This is a genomic window from Bacillus sp. PK5-006 (genome assembly GCF_054161415.1).
Map to the genome: position 1 here is coordinate 3,396,573 of NZ_CP096414.1, position 13,766 is coordinate 3,410,338.

The window sequence follows — 13,766 nt, forward strand, 5'->3', positions numbered from 1 at the left end:
AAGGGCACCTCCCACTCTTTGTAAGCTATGTCTTTATTGTAAAGCTCATAAGCTGTCCGCTACAATATTTGAAGATGACAAAAATTCTGACTTTTTTTGTGGTTTTATCACAATAAGAGATAAAAAAGAGCCTGCCGTGATCCGGCTGGCTCTTCCCTGCTTACGCCCACACCTCATCAAGGGTAGACTGCAGCAGCTCATTTAATTCTTGCAACAGGTTGTCTTTCGGCTGATTGTAGCTTTTCACCAATTCATCAAATCGCGCGAGCTCTTTGTCGATAAATGGATGGACATAAGCGAGGCGGTTTTCTACATCCATTTCTTCTCCGTCCATTTTACGTTTGAGCAGCTCATGGATTTCCGCTAAAAGCGGACCTTCCTCCACTAGTTCCTCGAGCAGTTCATGAAAGTCCATCGGCGGAACCGTCCGGTATCGTTCAATCCATTGACAGGCAAGCAGCGGACGAAGCACATAGAAATACTTCTTGATTCGCACCTGCTCTCCTCGTAAATGCCGGCTTTCATTCCGCTTCGCCATATTGAGGTAATGATACATCAATGCTGGAGGATAAAACGCTCGGTCCTTTAATTCTCTTAGCTGCTTTGCCAAAGAGAAGGATTCAGCATAGATGATGTCAGACGACAGCCATTCCATGATGGACGGATTCGATTTATTGAATAAGCGAAGTGCCTTTCTAAGCTCCCAGCCGCTGATATCAAGCACATCATCAATCGGCCGTTCAATGACATCACGATGTTCTTCCATTGCCCAATACCATTCTTTTCGAGGAACATATAAAAAACGAACATCGTAATCACTATCAGTCGAGGGGAATCCCCATGCTCTGCTGCCTGATTCGACCGCGAGGCAAATTTTCACGTCATACGTTTCTTCGATGATTTTCAGCTCTTCCTTGATTCTCTCTCTCATCATCCATCAACTCTTTCTATAGAAATCTGCATGACTTCTTCACGTTTTGGTAAAATACGAATAAGACATATATGAAAAAGGAGTTGGATCTCATGTCTATATCTCGCATCATGAAATGGATCACCGGAATTTTTGAAGCCTGTCTTGCCATCCCTGTCATCGGAGGACTATTTATTATTAGCAATGGCTATTCACCGCTCATGGTCATGCTTATTCTGCATATTATCACACTCGTCTTATCGAAGCGAGACCAAGGACCAATGATTGGCAGCATCATTGGGATTATCACATCCTGCCTCGCCTGGATTCCGATACTTGGATTCATCCTTCATATCATCACAGCTCTTGCCCTTATTATCACCGCGTTAGTACCTGATGAAAAAACGAGACAAAATACGAGTTATTAAAAAAGAGGCCCTCCTAGAGCGGCCTCTTTTTTCTTTTATTTGAGCAAATGCTTTTGTAAGAAGGAAAGCTTCTCTGTTTGAAAAGCCGGGATAAACTCGTGTCCAAAATAGCGATATACCTTCAGGTCTTTATCTGTTTCTAAATGGTTGTATGCCGCAAACACAGTAGATGGCGGGGTAATTTTGTCAATCAGACCGATCGCCATCAAAGTTGGCTGTTTGACCCATCCAGCTAAATTGATTAAGTCAAAATAGCTTAATGTCTCAAATGCCTTTTCTTCCACTTCCGGGTCACTGTTTCTTCGAAAGTACGAATTGATTTCTAAATAAGGCTGCTCCAATGCCACATCCACTGCACGCTCAAAGTTTGATAAATAAGGGTAATCTGCCACGACGACCTTCGGAATATCTGAAAGGGCTGCAGCTGCTACCGCTAATGCGCCTCCCTGGCTTCCACCAATTACGCCGATCCGATGTTTATCCACTTCAGGGAAGGACTGAATGACTTCGAGTGCACGAACCGCATCTAAATAAACACCGCGATAATAGTAGGTCTCTTTTGATAAAATGCCTTTTGTCATCCACCCCAAAGCGTGACCGCCTGGTGTCACTGTCTGATCTTCACTGCCGCCTTGACCGCGGACGAGCATACCAAAAATTGCATAGCCGTGGAGCGCCCAGTTGACGATGTCGTGAATGCCGCCGTCATAGCTGGCATTATAGCCATGATAACGAACGAGCGCTGGATGCGGGCCAGATTGATCAGGTACAGCATAAAAGCCTTCAATTTTAGAATGTCCAAAGCTTTGATACGTCAGGCGGTACACCTTGACGCCTTTCACTGGATAGTCATACGGTTCAAGTGCTGGCTTTGCCTCCACTTGGCGCAGTTCTTCGAGCGATTTCTTCCAAAAGTCTGAGAAATCAGGACGTGCAGTTTTCTTTGGTTTATATTTTTTTAGATCTTCTAGTGATAAATCGAACAATTGCATATCATACTATTCCCCTTTGTTTTATTAGTTATAGGTATCATACCACTCATTTCTTGATTGAGAAAGTCATTTAACAAAACCTTCTGACATTTCTATTGGCAAAGATGATGGAAACCTTTATGATAAAGAAACTGGCCTTGAAGACTAAAATAAACCATTACATACATTCATGATTTTCACATGACATATAGCGAATAAAGGAGGAACCCATATGAAAATCGCCCTTGTCCAAATGGACGTACAAATTGGAGAACCTGAAGTGAATTTTAAAAAAGCAGAAGCGTTTTTAGAAGAAGCAGTCCGCGAGCAGCCTGATCTGATCATTTTACCCGAAATGTGGAATACCGGCTACGCCCTTGAACAAGCCGAGCAGCTTGCAGATATAAACGGTGAACGCACAAAGCAGCTCTTCTCCTCCTTTGCCCGCAACCACCAAGTGTATCTCATCGCAGGCAGTGTGTTAAATAAACGGACAGAAGATGAACACATTACCAACACAATGTATGTTTTTAACCGCCAAGGTGAGCTTGTGTTAGATTATGATAAAATTCATTTATTCCGCTTAATGGATGAGCACAACTATTTAACCGCTGGTGATCAGCTTGGTTTATTTGACTATGGTGAAGTTGTGACGATTGGTGCGATGATTTGTTATGACCTCCGCTTCCCGCAGCTTTCCAGAACACTTGTGAACAAAGGAGCGAAGGTGCTTGTCAATACGGCGCAATGGCCGTCAGCAAGAGTGGACCATTGGCGCAGCCTGCTCATCGCAAGAGCGATTGAAAACCAGTCATTTATGATTGCTGTTAACAGAACAGGCACAAGCAGAGACACGGCATTCCCTGGACACTCTATGGTGATTGATCCACTCGGCCGCATCCTGCTTGAAACAAAAGATGACGAAGATATTTATTATGCGGAAATTGATCTTCAGCTGGTGGATGAAGTCAGACAGCAAATTCCGGTTATGACGGATCAGCGTCTGGATTTATATTAAACAGCAGGGTACTCCCCTGCTTTCAGCGTGTAGACAAACCCTCGCATTCGGTGTCAGGTCTGCGCTCCGGTGCTCACGAATGTCAAATTCGCTCCGCTCCGCTGCTCGCCCTTTCTAGACTGCAAAGGTTTTCTATCACGCTGAAAAGAAGACAAAGGGCTAAAACCAAGATCATTTTAGCCCTTTGTCACCAATCTTAAAGCAGGGTGCTCCCCTGCTGTTTGCGTTTAATTAAACGTTTGTTTAAGCTTTCCCTTGGTTCTGATAAAGGTCCATGAAGGCTTGAGCGGCTTTCGTTAAATACCTTTCTTCAACATATGCAAATACAAGTGTTCGGGTTGGGCATGAATCAATGTTTAAATAAATAACTTGGTTCCTATCCTCTTGTGCCACCATTTTCGGCACAACGGTCACACCTAGTTCGTTTTTGACCAATGCCTGTGCTGTTTGAATATGGCTTGTTTCAAAAGCCACTTTTGGCTGAAAACCGTGATGACGGCACAGTTCCATGACCACATGCCGAAAACCGTATCCCTCTTTCAGCATAATAAATGGGATACCTTCAAGAAGTTGAAAGGGAACCATTTCTTTTTGTCCTGCTTGCTTGATGATCTCGTTCAATTCCTCTGATAACCAAGGCTGAGCAGCTTGTGGAACTGCAAGAAGGAGCGGCTCTGTCAGCATTTGTTTCGTTTTCAATGATTCATGCTCGACAGGCATAGATAAAATAGCCAAATCCAGTTTTCCAGCCAATAGACGTTTTTCAAGCTCACGAGGAGACTCTTCTATCAGTTGAACGTGAACATGAGGATACGTTTGACAAAAGGTTTTTAATAAACCGGGCAAGACATATCCCCCAGTCACTGCTGGCGCTCCAATGTTCAGCTCTCTCCCGATTTCATAAGCTGCTTCTCCCATTTCACGCAGCAAATCATCTCTTTCCTTCAAAATATTCTCAGCCCTTTTAATGAATCGTCTCCCTTGAGGTGTGGGCGTTACTTGTCCATACTTTCGAATAAATAGCGGTGTGTCTAATTCCTCTTCCAGCTTCTTCATTTGCTGGCTTAAAGAAGGCTGTGCAATATGAAGTTGATCCGCTGCTTTTGTAAAACTTTGCTGCCGGTACACTTCAATGACATATTCCATCATTCGTATATCCACTTTCATCACCTCATAGGTTTTAACTATCCATGTCATATCTTTTATGTCTTAGACAAATAACAGAAGGAATTCTACGATAAAGAGACCACAAAGGGGGAAAAGAAATGAATCCATATGCTAAAGCCGAGAACCAATTTTCACAAAATGCCGAGAACTATCGAGATTCACCTATATTTGCAGCCGGAGAAGAGCTGGAATGGATGAAAACAACAGCAAATGCGAAGGGACATGAGCATTTACTTGATATTGGCTGCGCGGCAGGACATACCGTTTTTTCCTTTTCAGACGTTATCTCTAAAGGGGTAGGCATTGATGTCACGCAAAAAATGATCGAGATTGCAGCAGCACTAGCGGAAGAACGCCACCTGAACCACATTACTTTTGAGCAGGCAGCCGCAGAAGCATTGCCCTTCTCTGATGAATCATTTGATTTAGTGACGTGCCGATTTGCTGCTCACCACTTTCCAAACCTTCCGGCAGCCATGTCTGAAATCAGCCGAGTCTTAAAAAAAGGCGGCCAATTTCTGCTCGTCGACCATTATGCACCTGAAAACCCTGCACAGGATTCATATATTAATCACTTAAATAGAATGAGAGACCCTTCTCATGTGCGGGAAAGCTCATTATCAGAATGGAAAGAGCTTTTCGATGACAACCAATTGACTCAGAAAGAGATTCGTTACTGGGATCTGCATATTGATTATCAGGACTGGATTATACGTGGACGCACGCCAGAGAATATTCAAAAGGAGATCGTTTCCCACCTTCAAGCCGCAGACCCTGACACAAAGCAGCTGTTTCAGCTTCAATTCGATGCGCAGCATCAGCCCATTTCCTTCTGTTTAAAAGCTGCACTGCTTCAGGGAATCAAGCATTAAACTGATAGAAAAAGTCTACCATCGCCGGTAGACTTTTTTAATCTTCACTGTTTCACAGGTGGCTTTTCATGTTCGTGACACGTCTCTCTTCACGACTAGATTATGTTTCTATTATATGATAAATGAACGAAGATAGGTGAGGCATTTTAGATCCTCTGAATAAAAAAAGAACCTACCCTCTTTGGAATAAGTTCTTTACTGCATGCGTAACTTACGGTGCAATATCCTCTAATACTTTCTCGCGCGTTTCGATCATTTTAAAAGCAAGAATTGCTCCCACTACCGTCACACTTGCAAAAAGAATAAAAATAGTTGAAACACCGCTTACCTCTAAAATAAAACCTATCATAATAGGAGCGATCGCTGAGGCCAGTCTAAGCCACGCTGTAGCAAATGCCGTTCCAATCACCCTCATACGTGTCGGATAAATTTCAGGTGTATATAGATAGAGGAGAACTGTAATTGTCCCCATCATTCCGTAAGCAGCAGATCCTAAATAGATGACGCTTTCTGGTGAAGTCGCTCCGCTGATCCATAAAGCCGTTAATAAAACACCTGTTAATACAAATGCAATGGTTGCCCAGCGCTTCCGTCCCACTTTATCAATTAAAAATGCACAAGCGAATACCCCTATGGTCTGTAAAATATTTGTGAGAGATGCTGCCCTTAATGAATCTCCAACTGGCAAATGGTAAACAGTATTATAAAGACTCGGTAACCAGTTATTTAAACCATTCGATACAAAGTAGGCAGAAAACCATAGTCCCCATACGACCAATGTTCTTTTACGGTAAAAAGTTGAAAATAGCTCTTTCCAGTCGCCTTTTTCAGTACTGCTGGATACTTGATTTGCGACAGGCATTCGTTTGTCAGTACTAGCTTCAATTTCTTCAATAATTCTTTCGGCTTCATCTAACCTGCCTTTCGAAATAAGCCACCTTGGCGATTCACGCAGCATGAAAAAGAATCCAAAGACGATTAGACCTCCAATGCCTCCAATCAAGAACATCCATTTCCACCCAAAGCTAGGTACAACAAATGCCCCAATTTGAGCTGAGATCATTAATCCTAATGGAAAAATCATCTCATAAAGCATAAAAAATCTGCCTCTTCCTTGGGCTCGGGACAACTCATTAATATATGAGGCTGCTACCGGCACCTCTCCTCCAACTCCAATCCCTTGTATAAAGCGGAAAATAAAAAGGGCCATAAAATTACCTGAAAATACACATGCGATACTCATAATAGACATGAGGAACACCGTCCACTTTGCACTAAATACACGGCCGCGCCTTTCTGCTAACCACCCAAAGAAAATAGCACCAATCGCTTGTCCTATATAACCAGACCCAATAAGAAGGCCAATTTGAGCAGGTGATAAATTCCACATGCCGATGAGGACCGGGAGAACAAACGCTAAAGATAGCGCATCAAAAGCATCAAAAAAAGTAGCAGATCCCATAATGATTCGAGGTTTTAAATGCCATCTCGAAAAAGGTACACTTTCCATCCTAGTCAATAGTTGTGAAGCTCTATCAACAACTTGCCCACCTTGAGAATTTGAATTTCCGCTGAGTTCTAACGTCATGGTATCTCCTCCTTATTAGAGGAAATGATGCAAAAGTACATGCCGAAGAGCGCTTAAGAAATCGCTTACATTTTAAATCAAGCTGAAATTCTGCAGCGTTCATACGAGTTTTCAGCATCTATCAAATCTTTTTTGGCGTTCCCGTGGTACCCCGATCTATATAATACATAGGGAAGATATGTTCCATCGCCTCTAACTGTTCTCCTTCTAATAACTGTGTTAGTAAAGAAACAGCTTTTCTTCCCATTCCAACTAAATCAACATGAACAGAAGATAAAGAAGGGGTTAGGAAACTTGCAATGGGCACATCATCGGCACCAACGACAGACAAATCATGAGGTATTGAAACATTTGCGTTTTCTGCCGCTTTCATGACCCCTATCGCCAAAAAATCTGAAGAGCAAACAACTCCAGTCATGTGCTGGTTTCCTTGGAGAAATTGAGAAACCACTTCTACTACTTTTCCCCCATCAAATTCATCTAACTCAAACACAAGCTCTTTGTTCAATGTTAATCCTAAACGTTTCAGTGTGCGCTCATACCCCTTGTAATACCTCACACTATGCATCGAACTCATTGGACCATTGACCAGCCCAATGGTTCGATGGCCTTTATCAAATAAGGCCGTTACAGATTGACAAACACCTTCTTCATCATCCGGCCTGACACATGGAAATGGTGAATCCTCTAAGTAACTTCCGACAACGATAATGGGAATAGCCAAACTTTTTAGCCAATCCATGCTCAATTCTTCATTTCTTGGAGAAAATAAAATGGCACCATCTACAGCCTGCGTCTCAAGTAACCGCTGCTGCTGCACAGATGTAAATGACATCAGCATATTGAATTCGGTCTCATCTAATTCCTTCGCTATGCCATCTAAAATCGTTGAAAAAAATGGATTATTCAAAATATATGAACCGCGGGGAACCACTACAGCGATATTCCCAGTCTTTCTTTTCACGAGCCCTCTCGCTCCTAAATTAGGGCGGTAGCCTAACTCATCAATCACTTGCTTGATTCTTTCAGCCGTTTGAGCGCCTACTCCTGGTTTACCACTTAATACTCGGGAAACAGAGGCTATAGACACTCCTGCTTTCAATGCTACATCTTTAATACTTACTGACACATTTCATACCTCCGGGAGTCTGTTGTTTTATACCCTATTATAACCTGACTCACCTTCATCATGAAATCAATGGTCTGTTATCTACTGACGTTTTCCTTAAGCAAACCAACACTTTGAAGGCCCTGGCGAATCTCTTCTTTTTCCTTTTGAGTTAAAGGTAATACCGGCTTTCTAGCAAGCGAACTGCTGATCAAACCTCTCTGGAACATCGCTTCCTTCATTCGCAGATGAGAGGTAGAGGAAGGTTCATCCATTTTATATACAGCATGCTTTAATTCAAAGATTCTATCGTACACTTTATTAGCTGCTGCAAGGTCTTGTTCTTCCACACATTTCACAAGTTCAGCGATCAAATCTGGCACAAAACAGCCGAAACCGACAAGCGCCCCATCAATCCCTTGAACTAATGTTGGCAATAAATATTCATCGTGACATGTGAGCAGCGATACATCTGGTGCATGCTTTTTCAGTGCGCGCACATCGACTTCATATTGTGCCATGTCTCTTTGACCAATTTTGAATGAGACAACATTTTCAATTTCCGACATTTCTAGTAATTGATTCGTTGTATATGAGGTTTTTGTCCACGTTGGATATTGATGGACGATGATTGAAATGTCAATCGCTTCAGCAACATCTTTAAAGAATTGGACAGGTGATTCAGGCTGCATACCGAATCTCAGCCATGAATGCGGCGGCATGAGAAGGATACCTTCTCCGCCAGCTTCTTGAACTGCTTTTGCATGCTGGATCGCTTCAATTGTCCCTTCAGCTGAAACCCCGGAAATGACAGGTACTTCCCCTTTTAATTCGTCGGCTGCAATACGCACAGCCTCAGCTCGTTCATGTGGCAGCAAAGTCATAATCTCGCCAGTATGTCCATTGACAACAATCCCGTTAATTCCTTCGTGCTCCGCCACCCAGCGAACAAGCTTACGAAAAGCAGGTTCATCAATTGAATAGTCATCTTTAAAAGGAATTAAGACCGCCGGGAATACACCGCTCCATTTTTCTTTATTTTTCATCAACAAATTCCTCCCCATTCGATTATAGTAAACGTTTACCGTAAGCGTTTACGTAAACAATCATAGAATGTCCTCACGGAAGATGTCAACATTATTTTTTAAATATTATAATAATTCAAAAAACTCTTATTAAAATTTAGATACTATTTTATTTTTCCGAAAAAGAAAATGATCTATATCAAAAGCCTCATCACCATGAACTGATTGAAGGAGAATCACCGCTTTTTCCAAACGGCTGCACACCAAAAAAAGGATAAATACATTTTGGTTGTCAAAGCATCATCATATGTACGAAGGAAAAGAATTCAATAGAAAAAAAGTCTACCCTCAACGGTAGACTTTTTTTATTTCGAATATAAATCCCAGCCAAGCTTGAGTGTGTCCACAATATAATTGGCGACTTCCTCAGCCTCTAAATGATCTGTTTCCACTCTTGAGTTATGAAGAGAATAAATCTCCCGGCGCTCTTCAAACAGCTCTTTCATCTCATCAAGTGTCCGGTTGTGAAGAACAGGGCGGTTTTCGATTAAAATATCAAGCCGCTGCTTCCAATTCTCCCACGATAGATCAAGGAAAAGAACGGTACAATGCTTCAAGCAGGCGCGTTTGATTTCTTCCTGTTTGAATGCACCGCCTCCAAGGGAAACGATCTTGAGCTGTGTATGTTCACATAAATCGACGATATAATCCTTTTCAGCCTGCCTGAAGAATGCTTCTCCTTTTTGCTGAAACATCTCTGGAATCGTCATGTTGTACTTTTTCTCAATCTCCTGATCGACATCAATAAAATCTCTATATAGCTTTTTGGCAACCAGCTGCCCAATGGTTGTTTTCCCAACACCCATAAAGCCAATGAGGACAATATTCCGCTGTCTTACAGGAATTTCTCTATTGATTTTCATGGTCGTGACACGTCCTCCCTACGACAAGGAATGCTACATAATGTTTCTATTATATGATAAATGGAGCGCGAAAAGATAGGCAATCTTAAAAATTGTGTTTGACGACGTAGCCGAGCTGTTCAGAAAGCCGCTGTGCCTGTTCTTTCACTTTTTGCTGCAACTGAGGAATGACTTCTTCAGTAAACCGATGGGTTGGACCAGATATGGATAAACAGGCTTTCACTTCACCATGAATGTTAAAGATTGGTGCCGCTACTGCCGCAGATCCTACCTCGCGCTCATCGATGCTGCAAGAAGTATACGTGTCAAGAATATGTTTACGTTCCTTTTGCCAATCACCCTTCACCACATGATCAGCCTCAGACGTAAATACCTTTTGTTGAAATTCTTCACTTTGAAATGCCAATAATACCTTTCCGCCTGCACCTGCGTACAATGGCAGCTTCTCACCAATCTTGACAAGATGCCGAATCGATTGCAGCCCTTCCGCTTGTTCAATACAAACCCTGCTTGTTGAATCCAGTACATACAGATTGACGGTTTCCTTTGTTTCATCACGAAGTGAGTACATGAGTGGTTTAGCCAGTTCCCTCAATTTAATGGACTTCCCTGCAATGTATCCGAGGAGATAAAGCCTTTGACCCAATCGGTATTTCATTGTTTCTTGATTCTTTTCCACAAAATGATTCATTTCAAGTGCCTTGAGCAGTCTCGTTGTCGTAGACATTGCTAAATTCATCTCTTTTGAAATATCCGTTAGCGTCAGCTCTTGACGTTCTTCACTAAAACAATACAGAATATCCAAAGCACGCTGAACTGTACGCAGTCCTGATTCTTCTTTTGACTTTTTATCAGTCATATTCACTTTCTCCTTTTCCCCTTTGATTTCTTATCGACATCAACGATCGATTTTGCTATAATCCATTTTAAACGTTCCACTAAAAGAAAACAAATTCCACCAGTCGGAATAAAATCAATAAAGATATTTGATGGAGGAGATATTTGAATGTACCTGCTCGTTTTTACACTTCTTATCAGTCTATATATAGTTCATCAACTATTTCCTGCTCCCATACTCTCCTATTTTGTTGGTCTGCTGGCCGCTGCTTCGCTCACCATTTCTTTTAAGAAAGCAAGCGGGCTTTATTTGAAAACAGGTGCTGTATTTCTCATCATTGGGTTGTTCTTATTCTTCTTATCCGGCCAGCCTTTGCACACGTTTTTTCTTCACTTTCATTCCATGCTGGGGGCTTGCTTTCTCTCTTTTTCATGCTGCCTTTTATTCATTCTCTCATACATGTTGGACATTTCGATACACAATTAAATAAACTGCTCACACTGCATACAACGAGCTCAAATCAGCTTTATCGCAAGAGTTCATTTGTCACTCATATACTCGGCATGTTTTTAAATATCGCGACGATTCCTTTACTATATACATCGCTCAAACCGTCGCTTGAATCCCTAAAAGAACAAGTGAAACAACATCTTTATACACGCAACCTCTTAAGGTCATATGCATTATGTTTAAGCTGGAGTCCTGTTGAAGTACTGGTAAGCGTCACCATTGATGCAACCAAACTAAAATATTATCAAATTGCACCTATTACTTTTGGTTTAATGGTCGTCGTGCTGGCGATAGATTGGATGCTTTTTTCTCGTCAAAGCAAACGATTACCAAACATCATTCAGTCTTCAGAAACAAACGCCAATCCTCATCGAATTAAACGAAAAACCCTTCAGCTCGCTTTCATGCTGCTAGGTTTTATGACAGTCGTCTCACTTGTCGATGCATGGATTGGGAAAGGCTATTTATTCGCTGTAGTACTGACGATTATTCCATTTGCTCTATTATTCTCTTCTGTTATCAAAAAAAGAAAACAATATATCGCTGTCTCTGTGCCTCATTGGAAAGAAAGAACCCGTCAGCTCTCCAACTATATGTGTCTATTTTTAAGTGCAGGCTTCTTTGTTGATATGCTCCTTGCGACAAACAGTATGCAGCCGATTCAAGCATTTATTGTCAGTATATCAGACCATGCCATTTGGGTTTATTGTGTCATTGGGTTGTATTTTCTGATCACCGCCCTTTGCGGTTTTCACCCGCTCGTCTCACTTGCTTTGTTAGTCAGCATGATGGCACCAGTCTTCCATGAACTGCCTGCTCTTCCCATTGCCATCATGCTGATCGTTGCTGGCACATCAACTGTTATGTTTAGTCCTTTTAATGTTTCTGTCTCCCTATTAGCTGATTTGATGAAGGTCAATCCTTACCGTATCACTCGCTGGAATATATGGTTTGCCAGCCTTTATATCAGCATGGGTATCGCATGTGCAGCGATCATCACCGTTCTCTTTTATACATAAAAAAGAGAACTCATCCTTGAGTTCTCTTTTGCTTTCTCTCTATGGCTTTAATTGAATACGTTCAATTTTACCTACGATAAAGATGTACGACAATGCCCCGCCTAAAGCGACTAAACTGACGAATAAAATGCCTCCATTGTAAGAGCCTGTCGCCGACACGATGAATCCGATAATCAGCGGAGTGATGATCCCAGCTAAATTAGCAAAAAAGTTAAATACGCCGCCAGCCAGCCCCACCATTTCCCGCGGTGCCACCTCAGACAGCATCGTCCAAGAGATATTAGACAGTCCTTGCGCAAATGAAGCGATGGATAAAATGGTCAGCACAAGCGGGATATTTGTTGTAAAGTTTGCTAAAACAATGGTACTCGTCATCAGCAAGCCAACCACTACTGGCAGCTTTCTCGCTACATTCACTGATACGCCCTTTTTAAGCAGCCAATCAGACACATAACCTCCAAACAAGACCCCAAAGAATGCAGCAATATAAGGAAGAGACGCAGCAAAACCTACCTTGAGAAACGCCATATTTTTCGCCTCTGCCAAATAGGTCGGAAACCATGTTAAAAAGAAAAAAAGGGTAGACGCAACAGAGAATTGGCCAATATAAAGCCCGATCAATTTACGATATTTTAGAAGGGCGGCAAAGTCTGCCCATTTCAGCTTCTCCTGTGATGCGACTGTCAGCCCTTCGCCTTGCCGGATTAATTCTAACTCATCTTCATTTATCTTCGGATGCTCTTTCGGTTCGTGATAATACTTGTACCAAAAGAAAGCAAATATGATACCGAGCGCACCTGCCGTAATGAAGACGGTTCTCCAATCGAAAGTCGTCATGATCCAAAATAGAAGAGGTGTCGCAAATGCAAGACCCACATACTCTCCAGCAGTATAAACACCTGTTGCAAAAGCCCGTTCCCGCCTTGGAAACCATGTGGTGACAATACGGTTATTTGCAGGAAAAGCGGGAGATTCTGTAATCCCAATAAACAAACGGCAGCCGAATAAAAAGGCAAAGCTGTTCGCAAACGCCTGTAAGCCTGTGAAAATAGACCAAGTAACGAGTGATATCCCATACGTTACCTTTGAGCCAAATTTATCGAGAATAAAACCGCCTGGTATTTGCATCGCTGTATATGTCCAGCTAAATGCCGAAAAAATCAGGCCTAATAAGGCAGGATTTAATTGCAATGAAGATTGAATTGCAGGAGCAACAATGGACACACTGGCTCGATCAATATAATTAATAGCGGTAATAAAAAACAACAGAATCAATATACCAAAACGGGCTTTCGTTGGTTTCACATATGCGGGCTGCAATTCATTCCCCTTCAGTTCTGAATGCACTTTCATAACCATCCTCCTTTGTTTCCGCAGCGTGCGGTTCGG

General features: G+C 42.1%; 13 protein-coding genes. 4 read left to right on the top strand and 9 right to left on the bottom strand.

Annotated features, from left to right (window positions below; genetic code table 11):
* Positions 1–160: 160 nt before the first annotated feature.
* Positions 161–931, bottom strand: a complete 771-nt coding sequence (locus tag M1D84_RS17265; protein ID WP_034624023.1) for a nucleotidyltransferase domain-containing protein — start codon at positions 929–931, stop codon at positions 161–163.
* A gap of 92 nt (positions 932–1,023) precedes the next feature.
* Between M1D84_RS17265 and M1D84_RS17270 the strand changes: the two genes are divergently transcribed.
* A complete protein-coding gene (locus tag M1D84_RS17270) occupies positions 1,024–1,338 on the top strand; it encodes a hypothetical protein (RefSeq protein WP_024424319.1) in 315 nt (104 codons plus the stop codon).
* 35 nt (positions 1,339–1,373) lie between these two features.
* On the opposite strand, the gene M1D84_RS17275 is transcribed toward M1D84_RS17270, so the two are convergent.
* Positions 1,374–2,330, bottom strand: a complete 957-nt coding sequence (locus M1D84_RS17275; protein WP_024424320.1) for an acetylxylan esterase — start codon at positions 2,328–2,330, stop codon at positions 1,374–1,376.
* Between the two features lie 211 nt (positions 2,331–2,541).
* Here M1D84_RS17275 and M1D84_RS17280 point away from each other — a divergent pair, with 211 nt between their 5' ends.
* The gene (locus M1D84_RS17280) at positions 2,542–3,327 is read left to right on the top strand and encodes a carbon-nitrogen family hydrolase (RefSeq protein ID WP_024424321.1); all 786 of its coding nucleotides are present in this window, start codon (positions 2,542–2,544) and stop codon (positions 3,325–3,327) included.
* Between the two features lie 243 nt (positions 3,328–3,570).
* Here the strand turns inward: M1D84_RS17280 and M1D84_RS17285 are convergent, their stop codons facing one another.
* Positions 3,571–4,476: a LysR family transcriptional regulator gene (locus M1D84_RS17285; protein ID WP_185854515.1), complete on the bottom strand. Its 906-nt coding sequence runs from the start codon at positions 4,474–4,476 to the stop codon at positions 3,571–3,573.
* A gap of 116 nt (positions 4,477–4,592) precedes the next feature.
* Here M1D84_RS17285 and M1D84_RS17290 point away from each other — a divergent pair, with 116 nt between their 5' ends.
* Positions 4,593–5,366 carry a class I SAM-dependent methyltransferase gene (locus M1D84_RS17290; protein ID WP_185854073.1) on the top strand — a complete coding sequence of 258 codons (774 nt, stop codon included), beginning with the start codon at positions 4,593–4,595 and terminating at the stop codon, positions 5,364–5,366.
* Between the two features lie 211 nt (positions 5,367–5,577).
* On the opposite strand, the gene M1D84_RS17295 is transcribed toward M1D84_RS17290, so the two are convergent.
* From M1D84_RS17295 to M1D84_RS17315, 5 genes are all read right to left on the bottom strand, one after another.
* Positions 5,578–6,954 carry an MFS transporter gene (locus M1D84_RS17295; protein WP_025092801.1) on the bottom strand — a complete coding sequence of 459 codons (1,377 nt, stop codon included), beginning with the start codon at positions 6,952–6,954 and terminating at the stop codon, positions 5,578–5,580.
* A 121-nt stretch (positions 6,955–7,075) separates the two neighbouring features.
* Complete coding sequence (locus M1D84_RS17300) at positions 7,076–8,083, bottom strand: LacI family DNA-binding transcriptional regulator (RefSeq protein ID WP_024427258.1); 1,008 nt, start codon at positions 8,081–8,083, stop codon at positions 7,076–7,078.
* Positions 8,084–8,160: 77 nt separating this feature from the next.
* Entirely contained in the window at positions 8,161–9,108 is a 948-nt protein-coding gene (locus tag M1D84_RS17305; RefSeq protein WP_024424325.1) for a dihydrodipicolinate synthase family protein, read from the bottom strand.
* A gap of 344 nt (positions 9,109–9,452) precedes the next feature.
* A complete protein-coding gene (locus tag M1D84_RS17310) occupies positions 9,453–10,010 on the bottom strand; it encodes a shikimate kinase (protein ID WP_003214270.1) in 558 nt (185 codons plus the stop codon).
* A gap of 85 nt (positions 10,011–10,095) precedes the next feature.
* Complete coding sequence (locus M1D84_RS17315) at positions 10,096–10,869, bottom strand: IclR family transcriptional regulator (RefSeq protein ID WP_133744727.1); 774 nt, start codon at positions 10,867–10,869, stop codon at positions 10,096–10,098.
* Between the two features lie 392 nt (positions 10,870–11,261).
* On the opposite strand from M1D84_RS17315, the gene M1D84_RS17320 reads away from it, so the two are divergent.
* Positions 11,262–12,377 (top strand): hypothetical protein, encoded by a 1,116-nt coding sequence (locus M1D84_RS17320; protein ID WP_458106348.1) that lies wholly within the window; start codon positions 11,262–11,264, stop codon positions 12,375–12,377.
* A gap of 39 nt (positions 12,378–12,416) precedes the next feature.
* On the opposite strand, the gene M1D84_RS17325 is transcribed toward M1D84_RS17320, so the two are convergent.
* Positions 12,417–13,730, bottom strand: a complete 1,314-nt coding sequence (locus tag M1D84_RS17325; protein ID WP_039176349.1) for an MFS transporter — start codon at positions 13,728–13,730, stop codon at positions 12,417–12,419.
* Positions 13,731–13,766: the final 36 nt, after the last annotated feature.